15 protein-coding genes are annotated in these 19,940 nt (G+C 63.0%); 9 read left to right on the forward strand and 6 right to left on the reverse strand.

The genetic code is table 11. The features are described from left to right. The first annotated feature begins 2 nt into the window (after nt 1–2). The 9 genes from VES88_07815 to VES88_07855 all read left to right on the forward strand — a co-directional run bounded on the left by VES88_07815 (nt 3) and on the right by VES88_07855 (nt 10,607). The gene (locus tag VES88_07815) at nt 3–1,097 is read left to right on the forward strand and encodes an SDR family oxidoreductase (protein ID HYN81391.1); all 1,095 of its coding nucleotides are present in this window, start codon (nt 3–5) and stop codon (nt 1,095–1,097) included. Further along, the gene (locus VES88_07820; protein HYN81392.1) at nt 1,094–1,357 is read left to right on the forward strand and encodes a phosphopantetheine-binding protein; all 264 of its coding nucleotides are present in this window, start codon (nt 1,094–1,096) and stop codon (nt 1,355–1,357) included. The genes VES88_07815 and VES88_07820 overlap by 4 nt, the downstream gene beginning before the upstream one ends. After that, nucleotides 1,344–2,273: a hypothetical protein gene (locus tag VES88_07825; GenBank protein HYN81393.1), complete on the forward strand. Its 930-nt coding sequence runs from the start codon at nt 1,344–1,346 to the stop codon at nt 2,271–2,273. The genes VES88_07820 and VES88_07825 overlap by 14 nt, the downstream gene beginning before the upstream one ends. Then, nucleotides 2,270–3,019 (forward strand): hypothetical protein, encoded by a 750-nt coding sequence (locus VES88_07830; GenBank protein HYN81394.1) that lies wholly within the window; start codon nt 2,270–2,272, stop codon nt 3,017–3,019. Before VES88_07825 ends, VES88_07830 begins: the two co-directional genes overlap by 4 nt. Before the next feature lie 82 nt (nt 3,020–3,101). Continuing rightward, nucleotides 3,102–3,641, forward strand: a complete 540-nt coding sequence (locus VES88_07835) for a ferritin-like domain-containing protein (protein ID HYN81395.1) — start codon at nt 3,102–3,104, stop codon at nt 3,639–3,641. Then, complete coding sequence (locus tag VES88_07840; protein ID HYN81396.1) at nt 3,638–4,858, forward strand: DUF3419 family protein; 1,221 nt, start codon at nt 3,638–3,640, stop codon at nt 4,856–4,858. Before VES88_07835 ends, VES88_07840 begins: the two co-directional genes overlap by 4 nt. Beyond that, complete coding sequence (locus VES88_07845; protein HYN81397.1) at nt 4,859–6,016, forward strand: GNAT family N-acetyltransferase; 1,158 nt, start codon at nt 4,859–4,861, stop codon at nt 6,014–6,016. After that, nucleotides 6,013–8,292, forward strand: coding sequence for an MMPL family transporter (locus tag VES88_07850; GenBank protein HYN81398.1), 2,280 nt, complete (start codon nt 6,013–6,015; stop codon nt 8,290–8,292). Before VES88_07845 ends, VES88_07850 begins: the two co-directional genes overlap by 4 nt. A gap of 11 nt (nt 8,293–8,303) precedes the next feature. Next, nucleotides 8,304–10,607 (forward strand): DUF5916 domain-containing protein, encoded by a 2,304-nt coding sequence (locus VES88_07855; GenBank protein HYN81399.1) that lies wholly within the window; start codon nt 8,304–8,306, stop codon nt 10,605–10,607. Nucleotides 10,608–10,667: 60 nt separating this feature from the next. On the opposite strand, the gene VES88_07860 is transcribed toward VES88_07855, so the two are convergent. The 6 genes from VES88_07860 to VES88_07885 form a co-directional block, all read right to left on the reverse strand. Continuing rightward, nucleotides 10,668–13,682, reverse strand: a complete 3,015-nt coding sequence (locus VES88_07860) for an AAA family ATPase (protein HYN81400.1) — start codon at nt 13,680–13,682, stop codon at nt 10,668–10,670. Between the two features lie 112 nt (nt 13,683–13,794). Then, the gene (locus tag VES88_07865) at nt 13,795–13,989 is read right to left on the reverse strand and encodes a hypothetical protein (GenBank protein HYN81401.1); all 195 of its coding nucleotides are present in this window, start codon (nt 13,987–13,989) and stop codon (nt 13,795–13,797) included. A 16-nt stretch (nt 13,990–14,005) separates the two neighbouring features. Continuing rightward, nucleotides 14,006–15,379, reverse strand: coding sequence for a hypothetical protein (locus VES88_07870; protein ID HYN81402.1), 1,374 nt, complete (start codon nt 15,377–15,379; stop codon nt 14,006–14,008). 42 nt (nt 15,380–15,421) lie between these two features. Then, nucleotides 15,422–18,394 (reverse strand): CHAT domain-containing protein, encoded by a 2,973-nt coding sequence (locus tag VES88_07875; protein HYN81403.1) that lies wholly within the window; start codon nt 18,392–18,394, stop codon nt 15,422–15,424. Beyond that, on the reverse strand, nt 18,394–19,005 hold the full coding sequence (locus tag VES88_07880; GenBank protein HYN81404.1) for a zf-HC2 domain-containing protein: 612 nt from the start codon (nt 19,003–19,005) through the stop codon (nt 18,394–18,396). The genes VES88_07875 and VES88_07880 overlap by 1 nt, the downstream gene beginning before the upstream one ends. 118 nt (nt 19,006–19,123) lie before the next feature. Continuing rightward, nucleotides 19,124–19,798 carry a sigma-70 family RNA polymerase sigma factor gene (locus VES88_07885; GenBank protein HYN81405.1) on the reverse strand — a complete coding sequence of 225 codons (675 nt, stop codon included), beginning with the start codon at nt 19,796–19,798 and terminating at the stop codon, nt 19,124–19,126. Between the last annotated feature and the right edge of the window lie 142 nt (nt 19,799–19,940).

A 19,940-nucleotide genomic window follows, 5' to 3' on the forward strand; every position in this document is an offset into this window, starting at 1 on the left:
CGATGAGAGAGACAATTCTCGTTACGGGAGCCACAGGCCTGATCGGCGCCGGCGTCCTCCAGCGAATGCTCCAGGCAGACGCAAACCTCACAGCGTACGTGCTTGTCAGAGACGAGCTGCGATGGAAGCGGGATCTGCCCGCCTGGGCAGCGCTCGTGTCCCGGATCACCGCCGTGAGCGGCGACGTTCGATCGCCTGGTCTCGGCATGGATCCGGGCGTCCGTTCGCACATCGCCGGTGAAATTAGCGCAATCGTCCACGCCGCCGCGAACACGAGGTTCTCGCAGCCGCTGGAAGAAGCACGACTGTCAAACACGGTCGGTACCGCCAACATGCTCGAGCTTGCCTCGGAGTGCCGGAAGCTGAAGCGGTTTGCGTTCGTAAGCACCGCGTTCGTCGCCGGGCGTGCCACCGGAACCATCCTGGAGCGCGACAACGGCACGGAAGCCGGATGGGTGAACGCCTACGAGCAGTCGAAGTACGAGGCAGAGACTCTCGTGCGCTCTAGCGCGTCGAGCTGGGTGATTTTCCGTCCTACCACGGTAGTTTGCCGTGGCGCCGACGGCATGGTCACGCAAGTCAACGGCGTTCACCGAGCGCTCAGGATCTACCACCGCGGCCTCGCCGCGATGATGCCCGGCGCGCCGGACAACATGTTCGACGTGATCACCGGCGATTACGTGAACGACGCGATCGCGCAGCTGGCGCTCGATGACAGCGCAGACGGACGCACCGTGCACCTGTGCTCGGGCAAGCGAGCGCTGACGGTTGGTGAGCTGCTCGATGTCGCGTACGACGTGTGGGAGCAGGATGCCGAATGGAAGAGGCGGGGGCTCTCGCGCGCGATTCTGACAGATCTCGCGACCTACGCGATGTTCGAGCGCGCGGTGCTGGACACCGGCGACGCACGGCTGCGCGGGCTCATTTCGTCACTGTCGCATTTCGTTCCACAGCTCGCTCTGCCGAAGCAGTTCGACACGAACGCTGCAGACGAGCTGCTGACATTCACGCCCCCGTCTGCCTCCAAGTACTGGGGGCGCATGCTGAAGAACCTGATCGCCACTGGCTGGGGCGTGACGGAGGAGGCGGCAGCGTGATGACGCGCGAGACATTCACCGCCGAGATGGTGAGCTGGCTCAACGCTCACGTGGCGCCTCCGGGAATCACGATCCACGCGAATACTCCGCTGTTCGTGCGCGGACTGATGGATTCGATCAGAGTCCTCGAGCTCATCGCCTACACGGAGCGGGCGATCGAATCAGCGATTCCCGATTCGCAGATGCGGATGGACAACTTCCAGACCGTTTCCCGGATTGCGGACGTCTTTCTCACGGAGCCGAGCAATGCTGCTGCCTGAACACGTGATCATGTCTCTGCGCGAGCGGGGTGAGATCTGGGAGACTGCACCCGGCCTCGTCGGGCTACGCGGACGTGCGCGAGAGCTGATGGAGCGCATCGCGTTTTCTCTCGCGGAGCTGGCAAACGAAGAGACAGGTGACGAATGGAGCGTTCCCTCGGGCATCTCTTTCTCGACGCTGGAGCGCGCTCAGTATTTCGCGTCGTTCCCGCAATGGCTGACAGCGGCGTCACACCTGAGTGACGACTCGTCGCTGCTCGAAGAGATCGCCATGAGTAAGTCGCCAGGCTGCACAGCACGCAAGGCGATGCAGGAGCCGGACGCCGCGCTCTCGCCGGCGGTCTGCTATCACACTTACGAGAGACTGGCCGGCCAGCGCGTTCCATCCCCGACGCTGATGACCGCTGAGGGCGTTTGCTGGAGATACGAGGGCGATCGGCTCGCCCCGCTCGAGCGTGGCTGGGCTTTTCGCATGCGCGAGATCGTGTGCCTCGGCACGCCAGCCGAAGTCGAGGACTTTCGACAGCGGTGGATGCTGCGCGCCGTGGCATTCGCTGAATCTCTCGGACTCACTGTGGAAACGGTGCAGGCGACCGATCCCTTCTTCGCGCCAACGGCGCGTGGAAAGGCCGCGCTGCAGCGCATCAAGGCGTTGAAGCACGAGCTGATCGTCCGCTTCCCGAATGGCAGGTCCCTGGCAATCGCCTCGTTCAACAACCACGAGCGTTTTTTCGGTGAATCGTTCGCAATCTCGCTCGACAACGGGGACGCAGCGGCATCTGCGTGCGTCGCGTTCGGAATCGAGCGTTGGCTGCTCGCGGTGCTTGCGACTAACGGCGTCGCCACGGGCGATTACGAAACGGAGTTCGGGTGGTCGCCCAGTACACCCGGCACAATTGGAGCAGGACTGAGATGATTGATCTTCTTTCGCGTCCCTCGCGACGCGTCTACGAGCGCACCGCCACCGCCGCGGATCGTGGCGGCTGGTCAGTGGAGCGCGACATCAGATGGACGGCGATCGATCGCATCCGCGCCTACGCGCGCCCTGAGCTCCTCGCTGCCCTTCGCGATGCGGCGCTGATCGAGTCGTTCCATCCCGTGAATCTTGCGCGGCTGCTTCGCGCAACATGGGAGGACGTCGATGCGGGAGTCGTGTTCTCGCTCGAGCTCTACGAGGGGTTCAAGCACTTCCACTCTCTGCGCCGCTACCTCGAATGCATTGGCTACGAGCCTGCAATTACTGACGATGAGCTTGTAGAAATCCGTCGGGCACAGGCGGGAACGGAGGTCGATGAAGACAGTCTGATCGACCACCTGGTGGAGTTCATGCTCTCCGAGCATCTCGCCCATTACTTCTTCCGCCGCCTCGGCGAGCAGAGCGAAGAGCCGGTGCTGGCCGATCTGCTCGGCCGCATTGCCGCGGACGAGGTGCGACATGCACAGAGCGCGTCGGATCTCATCGCCAAGCGGATAGCGGCGGACCCAGACCTCATACCGCGCGTTCTCGACGCCGCCGCAAACTTTCATCACTTCGGCGAGCAGGCAATCGGTACGGTTCCAGTCGCTCAGGCGGGCGACCCGATCGCAATCCAGACATTCGCTCGTCGTATCGAGCGACTCTGCGGTACGCGCCTGGTGGATCACATCAAGAAACGGCTCTGAGAAGAACGGATAAACGAATCAAAGGGATCAAACGGATCAAACGGATCAAACGGATCAAACGGATTAAGCCTTCGGAGGTCATATGACAGTCAACAATTCGGAAATCGCACTTCTCAACTTCTATCGCGCGTCGGAGCTGCACGGCGGGCTCATACTCGGGCAGATGGTCCGGCGTACTCGCGATCCAGGCCTCATCCTGAGCCTCACGCGCCACAGCGCCGAGGAAGTGATGCACGCGCAACTGTGGACGGAGGCGATAATCGCCGTCGGCGGCAGGCCTGCGCCTGTGCGCGACACGTACCAGACCCGGTACGCCGAGGCCGTGGGAACGCCGCTCACGCTACTCGAGGTCCTGGCGCTGACGCAGATATTCGAGCGCCGGGTGTACCGCCACTTCACGCTGCATCTCCGCGTGCCGGGCGTGCATCCCGTCATCGCTCAGACTCTCCAGCGAATGCTCGAGGAAGAGCGCGGCCACCTCTCCTGGGTGAAGCATTGGCTCGACGAGCAGGCGAAGGACCGCGGCCAGGAAGTGCGCGACGTGATGCGCCGTTATGCACTTGCGGACCGGCAGATCTACGACACGCTGTCGAGTGAATTCGGATTGAGGTGGGCAGCGTGACCGCCATCCCGATGCCGCACCGCGCGCCGCTCGACGAGAAGCAGCGACGACGAAGGACCGCAATTGGCAAAGATCGGCAAACGCGACCGTATCGCGTGCGAAGGGACATTCGATTGCCTTCGGCATCGGCCGGCAGGTTGTTCTTCGCACAGGTTCGGGAGGATCCGCTTCTCGAGATCGAGGCACTCGCACCGGCTGCGGACAGCACGATCGTCGTCGTCAGCTCCGGCGGCTGTACGGCCTTGTCGCTCGTGGCATGCGGCGCCGGGAGGGTTGTTTCAGTCGATTCCAACGCGACGCAAAACCACTTGGTCGAGCTCAAGGCGCAGGCGGTCCGCCTGCTCGAGCCGGGCGCGTTGCTCGGCTTTCTCGGCGCGACTTCAGCGCCCCGGGCGTGGCGAATCGCCGACTACGGCGCGCTCCGTCCTTCATTGAGCCTTGATGCCCGGAAATACTGGGACTTCCGTGGGAGAGTCATCGGAAAGGGGCTGCTCAACAGCGGCGTCAGCGAAGCCTTCATCCGCGTGGTCGTACACGCGCTGCGAATGCTCGTCCACCCCGCCTCGCGAATCGACCGCCTGTTGTCGTGCGATACGCTCGCCGAGCAGCGTGCGCTCTACGAGAGCGAGTGGAACACTCGACGGTGGAATATGCTTTTCAAGGTTCTCCTCAGCCGTCGCGTGTTCAACCGGACCTACGACCCCGCTTTCTTCCAGAACGTCGAGAACGGGGATTTCGCCACACATTTTCGCCGATTGATGGAGCACGCGCTTTGCGAGATTCCAGTTGCGTCGAACTACTTCCTGCATCACATGCTGCGGGGCACCTACCGGACAGCCATCGTCGGCGGTGTACCTCCGTACCTCGACCGGGCGGCGCACGCGGCAACTCGCGAGCGATTGGATAATCTCGAGCTCGTCGATGGCGGTTACGCGGAGTATCTCGCCACGTGCGACGACGACTCCGTGGACGCGTTTGCGCTCTCCAACATCTGCGAATGGCTCGACGACGAGCAGATCCATCATCTCTTTTCGCAGATCGTTCGTGTGGCCAGGCCGAACGCCCGCCTCTGCTTCCGGAATTTCGTGGGGCACACCGAGGTGCCTCGAGGATTTCGCTCGACGATCCGCGAGGATGTAGACGCCGGGCGCGCGGCGATCAAGCGCGACCGGAGCTGCCTGCAGGCTCGATTCGTAACCTGTCGCGTGCAGAAATAGATGTCCGCAACCTTGCTGCGGTCGGTGCATGTGCCTGCGTCCGCGAGCACGAGGGACCGGGCTCCTTTCACGGTGCGCGATGCAAAGCCTTCGGACAATGTGGGGCTGGTCGCACTCGCACAGGCGTGCTCGATGTCGGGCGATATCGAGCTGCGCATGGACCGCGCTCCGGATTTCTTCGCACTCAATCGTCTCGAGGGTGCGAGCTGGCGATTGGCAGTTGCCGAGCGCGAGGGAGGGGTCGTCGGGTGCATCTGCTTCAGCGAGCGCGAGTGCTATCTGGACGGCAGAGTACAGCGCACCGCCTACATCGGGGATCTCAAGGTCCATCCGGATCACCGCGACTCCGTCATCGCCGACGCATTGTCACGCTCCGCTGCGGAGTGCATGGGGCACCTGCCGGAGAACACGCCGGTGCTGATCACCGTCCTCGCGGGAAACGCGGCAATGGAGAGGCGGCTCGCTGGTCCACGGGGCCTTGCGCGCTTCTCGCACGTCGGGACGATTCGGACTCACTCCCTGAGCATACTATGGAAGCGGCGCAATCCTGTGCGTTGGGCGGCTGTCTCGCCTGCCACCTGGAGCGATGTGGAAGAGATGGCCGCGTTGTGGCGCGAGGTAGCGAGTCAACGTCAGCTCGCTCCTGCACACGACGCTGATTCGCTCGCGCGGTGGGTGCGCGAAGCGCCGGGACTCGACATTCGCGATTTCCGCCTGGCGCGAGCACGCGACGGAAAACTCCTTGGATTCCTCGGTTTGTGGGACCAGCGCCAGTTCAAGCAGCTGACTGTAGTCAGCTACTCGTCGCGGATGGCACTGGCGCGGCGAGTGTTCAACTTTCTCGCACCGCTCACCTCATCGGAACCACTCCCGCGGGCCGGCGCACCACTCAACGCGGTAACGGCCACGCACGTGTGCGTCCAACACGATCGCGCTGACGTGCTGCGGGCGCTGCTCGTTTCCGCGCACAATGAGCTCCGCGGATCGGGATGCTCACTTCTGAACATCGGCCTCGACATCAGCGACCCGCTCGGCGTTGCTCTGAAAGGACTCCTCGCTCAGCCAACGTACATCCACGCCTACGTCACGAATGCACGCGGCAAAGCATGGCATGCGGAGCTCGGCGGGACACTCCATTACGAGATCGCCCTCGTATGACTATTCCCGGCAGGCGCGCGGCTGAAGTCATTGTCAGACGACGATGGTGGATCGTCGCAGCCTGGATCGCCATCGCTCTCGTGCTCGTGCCGCAGGCGGCGCAGGTCGAGGATCGGCTCGACGTTTCCGCAAGAGTCGAAGGCAGTGAGTCCGCGCGCGCGGCTACAACGCTCTCCACTCGCTTTCCCTCGGCATTCGGAGATTACGCCGTACTCGTCGTCGCCGGTGCTCCGACACCGAGTAGTGCAGCGGGGCGAGCGACACTCGAGCGCATACGGAACGCGGTAGAGTCGCTGCCTATCGTAACGCGCTCATTTTCGTGGCTCGACGCACCGGACACTCTCTTCATCGGTTCCAACGGCGGCACGTTCATGATGGTGGGTCTTACGTCCGCCGGCCGCCGGCCTGACGATTTGATTCCGATCCTTCGAAGGACGACCAGCGAGCTGACTGCTGATCTCAAATCCGCGCATCCGGGACTCCAGCTCACCTGGACCGGCGAGTCAGCTCTCAACTATGACCTCCGCAATGCAAGCGCCGCCGACGCGGAGGGGGCCGAGCGCCGCGTTCTCCCTCTGACGCTAGTGCTCCTCGTCCTCGCGTTTGGAGCGGTTGCAGCCGCGCTTGTTCCTCTGCTCGCGGGAGGCCTGTCGATAGCGTTCGCGCTCGGCGCAGCGGTAACTCTCACGCAATTCTGGCCGCTTTCGATACTCCTTCAGAACGTCGTGACGATGCTGGGGCTCGGACTTGGAATCGATTACGCGTTGCTCGTGGTCGGGCGGTTTCGCGAAGGGCTCGCGCGGGGGCTGGACGCTCACGAATCAGCGTGCGACACAGTCGAGAATGCGGGTCACACGATAATTCTTTCCGGAGCGAGCGTTGCAATCGGCTTCGCCGCTCTGCTGTTCGTTCCGGTAAACGAGATCAGATCGCTTGCCGTAGGTGGACTACTCGTGATCGTGATCTCGGTGCTCCTGGCGGTGACACTCGTACCGGCGTTGCTCGCGTCACTCGGGTCGCGCATCAACGTCGGCACGATCCGCCGCCGCGTCAGCTCGGGCGCCGGTTCGAAGAGGTGGCGGAGATGGGGGCAATTCATCTGCGCCAGGCCGCTGCTGGTTCTGCTTGTGGGCGGACTGCCGCTCGTGGCGATCGGCTCGCAGGCGTTTCGCCTCAGCACCGATCTGCCGCGGGGGGACTGGCTGCCGCCTGCGATGGAATCGTCGCGTGCCCTGCATCGACTGGAAAGCATGAAGCGCAGCGGAGTAGTGCAATCGATTCGCATCGTCGTCGGCTTACCGAGAGGCGGAACGTGGGACTCACCTGCGGGCTGGGCAGCAATCAAGCGGGCGAGTGACACACTGGCCGCCGATCCACGCGTCGCGCGGGTCAGGTCGCTTCCGGTAGTGACCGGCCTGATCACGCCGAATCTCACGTTACTCGCTACAGTGCCTGCGGAAGTTCGAGGATCCCTGGGCAGCTCCGACGGACGCCTCGCACTGATCGACGTGATGCCGGCCGAGAGTGCCACACCGCGTGACGCGATGAACCTGGTGCGCGAAGTCCGCGCCGCGGGAGGCGCCACGCTCACGGGCCTACCGCAGGCGACGATGGACGTCGGTGGACTGCCAGCTCTCAACGTTGATTACGACAGCTCGATAAGCGGGCGGTTCCTGGGAATCGTCGCACTCGTGGTGGGACTCACGACCCTGGCGTTGCTCATCGGCTTTCGCTCGGTCCTCATCGCAGCGAAGGCAGTCGCGCTGAATCTTGTCTCGGTGGCGACTGCGTTCGGCGCAGTCGTGCTCGTGTTTCAGGACGGATTCGGCGTAACGCTGCTCGGTCTCGCCGAGCCACTGGGCGGAAACTTTCCTGCGATACCGGTGATTGTTTTCGCCGTAGTTTTCGGGCTCAGCATGGACTACGAGGTCTTCCTCGTGTCCCGCGTCGCTGAAGCGAGGCGCGCGGGAATGTCCGACCGGGAGGCGATTGCAGAGGGACTCGCGCGAACGGGCGGCCTCATCACCAGCGCAGCTGCGATCATGATCGTCGTATTCGCCGCATTCACGCTTGGCGACTTCGTGCTCATGAAGATCCTCGGTTTCGCACTGAGCGTGGCCGTTCTTGTGGATGCGACCGTGGTGCGAATGGCAATCGGGCCGGCATTGCTCATGTTGGCCGGCAAATGGAACTGGTGGCCCGGGGAAAAGCCGTTCTTCGTCCTTCGTGGTCGCTTCCGTATAGCTGAAGAGGCAGGTTCGACCGCTTCCCCGTAAATTGCCCCGACATGATCATTTTCGCGGCAATCGTGGCGCTCACGATCGGTCCGGATTCCTCGCTCCTCAAGTCGCCGGAGTCGGTGCGAATCGCGATTCCGAAGGTCTCGCAGCGGCCGGTTCTCGACGGTAAGCTGGACGACGCGACGTGGACTCAGGCCGCGAAGCTCACCGACTTCGTCGAGTACGAGCCGAACGACCTCGTCCGCGGCCGGGAGAAAAGCATCGCCTACGTCGCGTATGATGCGCAGTACCTTTTCCTCGGATTCCGCGCGTTCGAGTCTCGGCCCGGCCAGGTGCGCGCGACGGTGTTTCCGCGCGAGCGGGGCGGGGAGGGCGACGATCGCGTGACGTTCCTCCTCGATACCTTCCTCGACAAGAGACGAGCGGTCGAGTTCAAGGCGAATCCGTTCGGCATCCAAACCGACGGCATCAAAGTCGAAGGGCTGGAGGGCGATCCGGCGCCCGACTTTGTGTGGTACTCTGCCGGCCGCACGGACGATCAGGGCTGGTCCGTGGAAATGATGATTCCCTGGGCGTCGCTCAGATTTCCCCACGCTGATCCGCTCTCGATCGGCTTCAATGTGGTACGGGTCTACGGACGCGCCGGCGCGAAGGATTCATGGGTTGCCCGTCGCCATGGGAATCCATGCGAGATCTGCCAGGAAGGTGTCCTCGTCGGAATCACGGGGATAGACAAGCACAAGACGATCGACGTGCTCCCCTACGTTTCGGGCTCGCGACTTGGCACGAGACGTTTTGCGACCGACTCGGCACTCTCCGGAGGGCAGTTCTTCGCGACGCGCCCTCCACTTGGCTTCCACAACGAAGGTCCGAGCGGCGCGGTGGGAGGCGACGTGAAGTTCACACTCATGTCATCGACGATTCTCAACGCGACGCTGAACCCCGATTTCTCACAGGTGGAATCGGACGACGATCAGGTGCGCGTGAACCAGCGTTTCACGCTGTTCCAGTCGGAGCGGCGAACGTTCTTTCTCGAGAGCCGCGACGCATTCGAGATTCCGCGATCCCTCGATGAGGCGCGTAGCAATATCGGCGACCTGTTCTATTCCCGGGCGATCGTCGACCCCGCGGCCGGCGTGCGCCTCACCGGCAAGCAGGGACGAGTCACGTTCGGCTCGCTTTACGTCCGCGACGATCAGCCGGGATACTTCAGCTATTCCGGCTTCGAGTCAAGCGGGTATCGTCCGCTGCTTTCCACGACGGCCGACATTCTCGTCGGACGAGCACGGGCGGACATTCTAGCGGACTCCTACGTCGGCGTCACCACGTTGGGCCGTCGCACTGGTGACTCCAACAATGGCGTTGGAGCGATCGACGTCTCCCTGAGACGGGGCAGCATAACGCTCAAGGCGGAGGCCGGAGGAAGCTCCGACAAAGCTCCGTTCGATCCAGGTGCTGCCTCGGTGCTCGACGGCAGGACGCGAAAGGGAGTGTACTACCGCGCGCTCCTGGCACAATCGGGAAAATATTTGTCCGCTGCACTGCTGGCGTCTGGCGCTGACTCCGGATTTCGTGATCAGGTCGGACGGTTCTCCCGCGTCGGAATCGAGCAGCTGGGCGGACGCGTCACGGCAACTCAGTATCCGACGTCGAGGGTTTTCCAGTGGCTCTCACAGGGTATAAACGTCACCACCGCCAGAGCCTATGGCGGCAAGCTTCTCGACTATACGGTCACTCTGCCGTTCCAATTCCAGCTTCAGAAGGCAACGTCATTCGCCGTCACGCCTCTGCGCCAGCATCTGACACTCTTCGAGAAAAGACTCTACATGACCGGGCTGGTGCTCGATGCAGCGTCGAACGCGTCACAGGTGATTGCCGTTTCCGGGTTTATCTATTTCGGTGACCGCGAGATCATCGATCAGTCGCTGTCGCGAGTAGGCAAGGGATACAGCGCAAATGTCCAGCTCGTCCTGCGGCCGACCTCACAGGTCAGTGTCGACATCAAGGGGCAACGCACGTGGCACGCAGACAAATGGGGAAGTCCACTCGTGGACGACGCGCGCATTCTGCGGGTGAAAGGCTCCTACCAGTTCAGCCGCCCGCTCGGACTGAGACTCATCGAGCAGTACTCGAATCAGTACGATGCGCGCGTCGCGAATCCGTTCAACCGGCGCGGAGTCGTTCGCGCACGCAGCGCTCTGGTGAGCTACGAGCTCGGCCCGGCGTCTTTCTTCTACGTCGGATACAATGAGGGAAGCCAGGACTTCGACGAGCCAATCGTCGAAAATGGCGGGAGGCTGCGAACCGAGAGCAATCTCTTCATGAAGCTGTCGTATCTCGTGAGGCTCTGAGATACAGGCAGCTCGCTCGTCGCACCGACCGCGACCTAGCCAGAGCGCGTTGCCGCGCAGTCACTCGAGAATCCCGTTCGACCGGACGAAATCGGCCAGCTCGCCGCGCGAGCCAACGCCCAGCTTGAGGAAGATGTTCGACAGGTGCGTGCTCACGGTACGAGCGGAAATGTCGAGCGCAGCGCCGATCTCCTTGTTTGACTTTCTTTGTGAGACCATTCGCGCAATCTCGGTTTCGCGACCGGTGAGACCAGCCGCCCCGGACGTGACAGACCGCGCGGGAGGCCGGATACCAATGACTCTCAGCTCGTCACGGACCTTCGAGAGCTCTCCCGCCGCACCGAGTCGCGCAAACACGTCATGCGCCTTCTTCAGCTCCTTCGTCGCCGCCTCGCGATTGCCCGTGTCGCGATAGGTGAGCGCAAGCACGCGCCGTACCCGAGCGGCCGTGTCAGGGAACGGAATAGATTCGAGAGATTCTATCGCCGCACGCAGCAACGGCTGAGCTCCCACCGGATCCTTGTCACGGAACAGGCGCAGCATCCCGTCGCATGCATCGGCCATTGCGAGACCGAGCCGGTTGCTCAGACGCGTTGCATCGCGTCGCATCCGCTGCGAGTGTCTTTCCGCTCTTCCGAAATCCGCAATCCACAGCGCGGCCTCGCCGACAACCGGAAGCAGCCACTGAAGCGACCACGATACGTAGCCGGCGCGATCCGCGATCTCCAGGCCCGCTTCTCCGATTCGTATTGCTTCAGCCAGATCGTCAGTCTCCAGGTGATAGGCAGCGAGGCCCATATGTGCCGGCACCACCGTCGGAACATCGGCGTAGCCGATTTCTCCCTTTGCCGCGCCTGACAAATCCCACGCACGATCGAAATAGCTCTTGGCCTTGGGCAGATCGCTTCGCCAGAGGTAGATCAGACCGGTCCACACGAGGAGACGGGGCAGAAGAATCTTCTGACCCAACGCATGTGCGAGAGCGATCGTGCGCTCGCCGGTCGCGATTCCCGCGTCCCAGTCCCCGACGCCGGAGGCGTATTGAATCGAAAGCTCCGCGGTCCAGAGCGGCAGCAACGGAGACTTGAGCTGTTCCTCCAGCTTCTCGCATTCGGCGATGTGAGCTGCTACCGCCGGCGCATCACTCGTCAAGCCGGCGAGGAGACCCATTCCCCAGTGGGCAGTCCATGCCAGCATCCTGTCGCTCGAGCTTTCGGCGAGAGCCAGAGCTCTCTCGCCGTGCTCGCGGGCAACATTGGCCGGGCCGGTCCACGCGTACAGAAGAAGGAGCGCACGATGGGCGCGAGCCAGAAGCGTCGGATCCCCAGTCTGCTCAGCCGCGACGAGCGCGCCTTCGACTTCGGCTTTCGCGGCCTCGAGCCTGCCGAGGTCCTGGAGACAGATTCCTTTTGCCAGGTGGAGCCGAACGACAACAGTGTTATCCGTTGACCCCTGCGCAGCGCGCAAACCTTCCGCGTAATGCTCGAGCGCGTCCTCGTAGCGTCCGCTCCAGTAGCAGGCGAGACCCATGCGGTGCTCGATTGCGGCGAGCGCTGAATTGTCGCCATCCTCGACTGCTGCATCTCTTGCGAGGGTCCAGAGCTGCAATGCTCCGTCGTAATCGCCGAGCCGCTGCCGCGCTCGTGCGAGATTCCGGATGATTTCGTCTCTCTCCGGCACATCGTCGCCGCCCGCCTCGATCTGCTCCAGCGCGCTGGAGAGGTGACTAGCAGCTTCCCGATTGGCGTAGGTGACGAGCGCGGCACGGCCCGCCTCGTTCAGATAACGCACCGCCTTCGGGGCGAACGTGTGCGCCCGCGAGAAATGGAGCGCGAGCTCACCTGCATACTCCGTTGCGCGGGCACCGTAAAAAAGCTCGAGCGCCTCGCCAACAGTGGCGTGCAGCAGCCGCGCGCGCGCACCTCCCAGCGCGTTGTAGGTAACCTGCTGAAGAATCGGATGAGTGAAATCGTACCTCGCGCCGCCTGCACTGTCCCGCTCCTCCAGAATCCGCTGTGCCGCAAGCTCGTCGAGTGCCGTCGCAAGCTGATCCTCGCCCAGCGACGAGACGGCGTGCAGCCTGTCGAACGTCACGCTCCTGCCGATCACCGCGGCGAGATTGGCTATTTCGCGTGCCTCGCCGGATAGCCTCTCGAGTCGACCCGCAACCGCGTCGCGGATAGTGGCCGGCATCTTAAGAGATTCAACCTCCCAGCCAGTCCATCGCCCATCGGTGGATTCCAGCGCCCCCGCTTCGATGAGCGACTTGAGCGTCTCCTCGACAAAGAATGGATTTCCCCTGGTCCATCCATAGAGGAGCGCTGTGAATGGGCGAATCGACGCGGAGTCAACCCCGAAGACGAGCTCGAGCATTTCTGCAACTTCCGCCTGAGACAGCGGGTCGAGACGGCACTTCGTGGCGGCTCCGAGACGGACAAGGGATTGCTCCGTCGTGCGGAGGACTGAATTGGTATCGCCCTCGGTGTCGTTGTAGGTCGCTATCAGCGCTATCCGTTGTCCGGTAATCTGGCGAGCGACAAAATGGAACAGCTCGAGTGACGACGCATCTGCCCATTGCAGATTCTCTAGAATCAGGCAGAGCGGCTGCTTTGCCGCGTATCGTCCGAGGAACTGGCTGAAGTTCCAGAGAATGCGGGCTTTGAGATCCGAGGGATCGATCCCCGCCGCAGCAGACTCACGATTGCCCGTCGTCGCGAGAGCCGGGAAGAGGTACGCCAGCTCGGACGCGCTCCCTCGTGTGAGAACGGCGAGCGTGGATGGTTCCATCTTCTTCAGCGAAGGGAGAAGGGCATCGGAGAAAAGGGCGTAGGGGATGCCCGTCTCCACAGCGTACGCGCGGCCGAGGACCACATTCCACCCCTCCTGTTCCGCCCACTCGGCGGCGGCGGCCGCCACCCGTGTCTTGCCGATTCCCCCTTCACCGGCGAGGAATACCGTGCGTCCCGACCCTTCCTCTGCTTCGCGGAGCGCTGAAGTGAGGAGTGCAAGCTCGGTTTCCCTTCCTATCAATGGCAGCCGGTTCAGGGCTTTGTCGCGGGCGGTCGATGGTTGCATGGAGATAACGTAGGCTCCGGATGGAGGCTCGGCAAAATGACAGGCCACCACTGGACAGGGCCGGAGCGGTCGCCTCCACGCCTGGCGTCGACATGCTGTATCCCGGCGTTCTCTACCTCGAGGGCAGGAGCACCTCCGGAACGCCACCCGCGCGCTCCAGCTCGCGCGGAACAACGGGGCGAACCTCGCGGTGGCCGGCGACTACTTTCAGTCGCACGACACGCTTTTCTTCAGCGCGAGTATCATCGATGTCGCAACCGGGCGCGTACTTCGAGTGCTCGAGCCGGTTCCAGCGAATCCGGCGCACCCGTTGGCAACCCGGCCTAGCGCAGAGTCCAAACGCTAGGCTTGCCGCCCAGCTTGCCTACAATCCTGGCCGGCTGATATGCAGTGGCGTTGCTGATGTCCCGCACTTCGCCATTGCCGGTGCGACTAAGCTTCGTCCATGTCGCTGCACCGGCAGCGAGGAACCACACTGCCATCCCATTGTCGCGCGCGACTACATCACCCGAATTATTGATGCCGAAGCTGAACCCTGTAGGCCACGTGGGACCCGACCTGCTGATGGCGGTTCTGGTACCATCAGTGAGGTATACGGTTGGTACCCACTCGGGGCCGACATTCCCAACCATGTAGCCCGATTCATTGATTGAAGTGGCACTGCCGTTGACGGCGCCCAGTGGGAGGGTCGGCTCTCCCCATGGCCCGGTGGGCGTTTGAGGCACCCATGCGGCGGGCGTGTCCTGTCCCATCAAAGCTGTTCCTACGATGATGCCGGAATTGTTGATGTTCTTGGCCGTTGGGTAGCCACATAGAGGCCAGGCACCCCACGACGTTGGGACAAGCGTCCGCGGCAACACCTGCGGTGGATTCCAACCGCTCCCACTCCGCGTCCACACGACGCCCTGCTGACCTTCAGGAGTAGCGAGCACTCCGACGATTGTGCCCGCGTCGTTAATGCCTCGGGCGCAACCGGGCCCGAGATCTGTCGTACTTCCGTCAGGCAGCCATACCATTGCCCGACCATTCGAAAAGCCGACGATGATACTGGATCCATTTACATCTGCGGCGAAGGCATCCTTGCTCGAGGCACTGGCGAGCTTCGTAATTACCCACTTACCGCCCACGAAGTTCCATCGAACCGGGTAGCTGGTACCATTGCGATCGGCTGACCGATCAGTTGCAGCGCCGACAATGACCCCCTGGTCGTTCACGGCATAGGCATCACCGCTCGTCCCGCCAACAGTGGGCAGCGTCGACTGCTCAATTATCACTTCGAAGGTCTCGGTTCCGATTCCCGGCTTGCCGCTGGAGGTGGTGACGATGACGTCATACAGGGTGACTTCAGCGTCAGCTGCGATGGTAATGTTCGCGACGAGCTCGCCGGAGTTAACGAACCGCGTCGAATTCGTGATGACTTTCGGAGAAGGCACTCCGTCGATCGCCCACTCGGCCTTAGATCCCTGATCGAATCCTGAGCCGAGGACTCGCACGTCGAGCGTGACGTCGCGCACACTGCTGCTGGGGCTGGTCGATTTCACCGTCGGGCCTGTTGTGCTGCCGCCCCCCGAAGGCCTAGCCGCGCGCAGTTGCGGGTCGAATGTCTCAGTTGGGCCGGGCTCGACGCAGGCGGAGATCAAGGCCAGTGTCGCGAATCCGGCAATACGTTTCGTGACACTGCGACGAAGGAGTGCCATGGTCGAGCCCGGAACGGGTTTGTGTTGTGCGCGCAACCTATCTTACAGATTGAACGGAATCCAGCGGCGATTTTCCAACCGGATCTGTTCTCCGCTGCCCGTGACCTGGTAAGGAGCCCAATAATACGGCGCCCGGAACCGGGCGCTAGTTCTCATTTCCCGCTGCGCCTGAGCCAAGGCCTCCGGTGGCGCCCGATCCTTCAGATGCCTGTAAAACCGCGTCGCAAACGCGGCCGCCCCCTCATCATCGATCCGCCAGAGCGTCGCGACTACCGACTTCGCACCCGAGAAGAGAAACGCCTGCCCGAGCGTCGCGTAATCCTCACCACGTGAGAAATTAGTGGACCACGCCGCACCAACTCCGGTTTCGCAGCCCGAAAGGAAAACAAGGGAACTGCCGACACTGAGGTCGAGCACTTCGCGAAGCTCTAGCCTGCCGTCGTTAGGCGGAGGCGAATGCGGTACAGGTGCAAGCTCAATCCTGCTGAACAGCGGATTCTGCAGGTTGAGCACGCCATGCGATGCAACGTGCACCACTCTGCGCTTCTGCAGTGCATCGCGCGCGGCAGCTTCCGTCGCGAGGTCGCCGGACAAAACACTCGCGCGGCGCAGGGTCCGCCCAATGCTCTGTGCCTCCATGCGGGTTGCAGGAAGCGTCCGCGGAAAAGGCGCGAGGACGGTCGAGCCGGACTTCGCACCAGCAGAATTCGCCGCCGCGCGGAGGGTGGGCAGCGCACCCGCGGAGGGAAGATGCAAAATTGCAAACTGATCGCTCAGATATTTACCCGAATCACGTCCGCGGAGCGCAGCAAACGGGAGATACGCCAGCGCTCCGTGCGGAACGACTACCAGCCTTCGGGCACCCGCGATCGTTCCTGATTTAATGACCGGCGTCACGAGCAGATCGTGGAGCCCGAACATTACCTCATCTACACCCGCAGTGTTCTCACGCTTGCCGAGCAGTTCGCGGGCGACGCGTATTCGTGCCGACAAATCGGCCTCCGCTACAGGCATCGCGAAGTGACGAACCCCGTTCCGCCGCACCACGAACACGAGCACCCGGTCCGGAAAAACCGAGTACTGCAGGAGCGCTTCGTCCGGCGAAAGGGAACGCCGGACCTCGGCGATATTCGTGCGGCGCACGCCGATTATCGCGGCTTCCCGCGCATCGCCCGCTATCGAACGCGCATGTATCGCCTCGTACTCCGCCTCCGCGCGTTCCAGCCGCGTCGTGAGCTCGGACACCCGCCGATTGTCTGCGATGCTCCGTTCACGGGCAGGAACGCGATCCGCGTTTCTGAGCAGCGAAAGCAGCTCGTCGATTTCCTTCAGCAACTCCTCGGATCGCGCCAACCGGTTTGCCGGTGCACTCACGGCCCTTCGAACCGACGCAAGATGCTCGAGCAATGCTCGACCGCGTGCCGCATCTGCGACCTCGAATGCCTCGTCAGCCCGTCCGAGCTGAAGCAGCGTCACCGCAAGGTCGCCGTACACCGCCGCGCGTTCGGCTGTGTATGTAGTGCGCAGCGCACCCGAGCCGAGATTAGTGCGCACCCGTTCCGCCGCGGCGACTGCGAGCCGGCCCGCAGCCGCAGCGGAATCTAGTCTGCCAAGCCGCGCATATGCGCGTGCCATGAGCGCATGCTGCTCCCAGGCGGCAGCCAGACGCGCCGCACGAAGGTCGGCGCCGGCGCGCTGCATCGTCGCAAGCACGCGCCGCCAGTCGCCGGCACGTTCCGCAAGCCGTCCGTCCGCGAGCGCAACGTCAGCACGCGCACTCGGCACATCGAGTCGAGCCGCAAGCGTTCGCGCGTTCCGCAGCTGCGTTTCAGCCCCCGCGGGATCGTTGCCGGTCCAGGCCAGCTCTGCAAGCAACAGCAGATCCGAGAGCTCCTCGAACGCGGCCCCCTGGTTGCGATGAATCTGCAGCGCTTCAGCAGCGGCAGCTCGTGCCGCTGCGTGTCGTCCCAGCGTTGAATTGCTGCGCGCCTGTGATCGGAGAATGATCCCCATTTCCTGCGCCAGACCGAGCTCACGGCTGAGCGCTGCGGCACGTGTGAAGTAATCCAGCGCGCGCCTGTGATCGCCTGCGGCTTGATACAGTTCCGCGAAGATGCGCAGGTTGTTGGCTTCCTCCTGCCTGAGTTTCTGCGCGCGCGCCAGACGCATGGCGCTGTCCAGAACGGTGAACGCGCGTTGCGGTTCACCGAGCAGGTCGTATGCGGTAGCGAGCTGACCCAGCATGTTCTGCTGGCCCGTACCGTAGTCTATGGATCCATACAGGCGCCCCGCTTCGTCGAGCATCGGAATGGCAGCTGCCGGATCGCCAAGCTTGATAGTGAGCATCGCGAGGTTGTTGAGCGCGTTGCCCTCGAGCCGCGCGTCTTTCATCGCGCGTCCGGATGCGCGCGCAGTTTCAAACCCCGCCCGCGCGCGTGCGAATTCACCGAGATCCAGCTGAACGAGCGCAAGGTTGACGGCGCCGCGGTTCACGCCGGCGGTGTCAGCCACCGCGCGAGCAGTACGCATTGCGCTGTCGAAGAGCGCTGCCGCGTCGTTGAGGCGTCCTTCGTCACGTGCAAGGAGACCAAGCGCATTGTACGAGCGTGACAACTCGTGCGTTCTTCGCAGCCGCTGCTTGAGCGAGAGTGACCGCTCGCCCATGAGGCGCGAATCGGCGTAATCGCCAAGCCGCCAGGCGGCGAGGCCGAGCCACATCGCGACGTGCGCCTGCATTGCGCTGTCGTTGCGGACCTGCGGATCGTCGAGCGCTGCGCGCCAGATTGCGTGGGCAGTGTCGTATTGCCCGGCGAAGTACAGCGATTCCGCCCGTGCAACCCGTGGGTTTTCAGGAAGTTTTGGTGCGGGTGCTACGGTAGCGTGTTGCGCCGAGGAACTGTCAGGTTTACCCGAGCGTGATTCGTCAACGCGCGCCTGGCGGTCACCGCGACATGCCAGAGCGATGAGTCCCGCCAGCAGAATCGCGCACCGCGCCTGCACTGATCGCGCGCGCACTACCGTTGCAGCGTGAAGCCGTGAACTCCTGAAGTCATAACGCGGCCGTCAGCTCGCAATGCGTCGACGTACCAGAAATACTGCTGTCGGCCGGCGTTTACGATCTCCGGGGGCAACAGGACCGAAGTGTCCGCGGTGGCCGTCCTCCAGACGACGCGGCCGCTCGCATCCGTGACGCTGACCTGAAAATCGGACGCACCTTCCTGCCGATTCCAGGTAAGTGCAGGTCGCCCGGTCCTCACGACACCTCCATCACTCGGGGTGACGATCTGAATGCGCGGAACTGCGTGGGCGCCTATTTCCGCGGCGTTGCGCTCGACGCCTGGAGAGGTCCGGCTGGTACGCATCTGGGGTACAGCCACGATGAGAACCACGGCGGCAGCTGCAAGGCTGCTGAGCGCGACCAACATCTTGTTGCGTCGCGGTGTGCGGTGGGCCCTGCCGCCGTCGAGCGTAAGTACGTGCACGCCGTCCAGATCACGAACTGCACGCAGGCCGCCCACCAGCTCCGTCCGGCATTCCGGGCAATGCACGAGATGCGCGTCGATGCGACGTAGATCCTCGGTGCCGAGCGCATTATCGGCGTACGCCGCGAGTTCTTCAGGTTTCATATGGTCCACAGTTCACCTTCGGCTCGTACGCTCCCGAAGGTCCGATACGTGTCTGGCATTTGCCAAAGATGTAACGGATGCGGGGAGTGGCTTTTCGTCGCTGTATTGAATTGTCGTGTCATGGCACGGGACTGTCGATTCCCTCCGCGATGAGCTTTCGTCGCAGAATCACCTTCAGCTGATCTATTCGGCGGTACACCAGGGCTGCGCTGCCCCAGCGGTTGAGTGATTCGATCTCGCGCGCGGAAAGTCCGTCGACGAAGCGGAGCGTAAGCAGCAGCTGATCACCGGGGTCGAGGGTGCTTGCCGCTCTGGTCAACGCATTACTGAGCTCTGCGTCTCGCATGCATTGTTCGGGATCAGGCGTTGTCGAATCCTCGACGCTGCCGAGGTCGAAGTCGGCGGCGAGGAGGTCGGTGAGTCGCCGACGTGCCGAGCGCTCCTGCTGAGCTTCCGGCGTGTGGTTCTGGGATTTCCACCGGCCGTACTGCTCGCGCTGGCGGTCGACGCACATCCTTCGCGCGATGAAGACGAGCCACGTTGAGAAGCGGCTGCGCGCATTCGCGCGGTATGCCCGAAGCCGCGCGCAATCGTCCGCACGGAGCTTGTCGAGGATGTACGCGTAGGAGTCCATCCCCGCGTCGTAGTTCCGCGCCGCGGAGCGTGCGGCATGCAACAGCAGGCGGCTGTATGAGTTGACGAAGCGCTGCCATGCCGCGTCCATTTCCGCGCCAGTTTGCGCAGCAAGCAGCGCGGACAACTCGGGTGGAACCGGTGGTGGCGATTCAGCCATGCAGTGTCGCAGCTCTGGGGGCAACCGGGCGTCCAATATTGCAACGAACGCGCGGAATGGCAAATTGTTGCGCGCGGTCTCCTCGTCTCACTGTCAACGTCTACAAAAGTTGAACGGATTGGATGCATGGCATTCCCGAGAC

The organism is Gemmatimonadaceae bacterium (genome assembly GCA_035633115.1).
Lineage (GTDB): Bacteria > Gemmatimonadota > Gemmatimonadetes > Gemmatimonadales > Gemmatimonadaceae > UBA4720.

Coding starts and splice junctions, on each gene's coding strand:
- VES88_07835 (HYN81395.1), top strand. CDS start 3,102: ATGACAGTCAACAATTCGGAAATCGCACTTCTCAACTTCTATCGCGCG.
- VES88_07815 (HYN81391.1), top strand. CDS start 3: ATGAGAGAGACAATTCTCGTTACGGGAGCCACAGGCCTGATCGGCGCC.
- VES88_07870 (HYN81402.1), bottom strand. CDS start 15,379: ATGGCACTCCTTCGTCGCAGTGTCACGAAACGTATTGCCGGATTCGCG.
- VES88_07885 (HYN81405.1), bottom strand. CDS start 19,798: ATGGCTGAATCGCCACCACCGGTTCCACCCGAGTTGTCCGCGCTGCTT.
- VES88_07860 (HYN81400.1), bottom strand. CDS start 13,682: ATGCAACCATCGACCGCCCGCGACAAAGCCCTGAACCGGCTGCCATTG.
- VES88_07850 (HYN81398.1), top strand. CDS start 6,013: ATGACTATTCCCGGCAGGCGCGCGGCTGAAGTCATTGTCAGACGACGA.
- VES88_07830 (HYN81394.1), top strand. CDS start 2,270: ATGATTGATCTTCTTTCGCGTCCCTCGCGACGCGTCTACGAGCGCACC.
- VES88_07880 (HYN81404.1), bottom strand. CDS start 19,005: ATGAAACCTGAAGAACTCGCGGCGTACGCCGATAATGCGCTCGGCACC.
- VES88_07855 (HYN81399.1), top strand. CDS start 8,304: ATGATCATTTTCGCGGCAATCGTGGCGCTCACGATCGGTCCGGATTCC.
- VES88_07845 (HYN81397.1), top strand. CDS start 4,859: ATGTCCGCAACCTTGCTGCGGTCGGTGCATGTGCCTGCGTCCGCGAGC.
- VES88_07825 (HYN81393.1), top strand. CDS start 1,344: ATGCTGCTGCCTGAACACGTGATCATGTCTCTGCGCGAGCGGGGTGAG.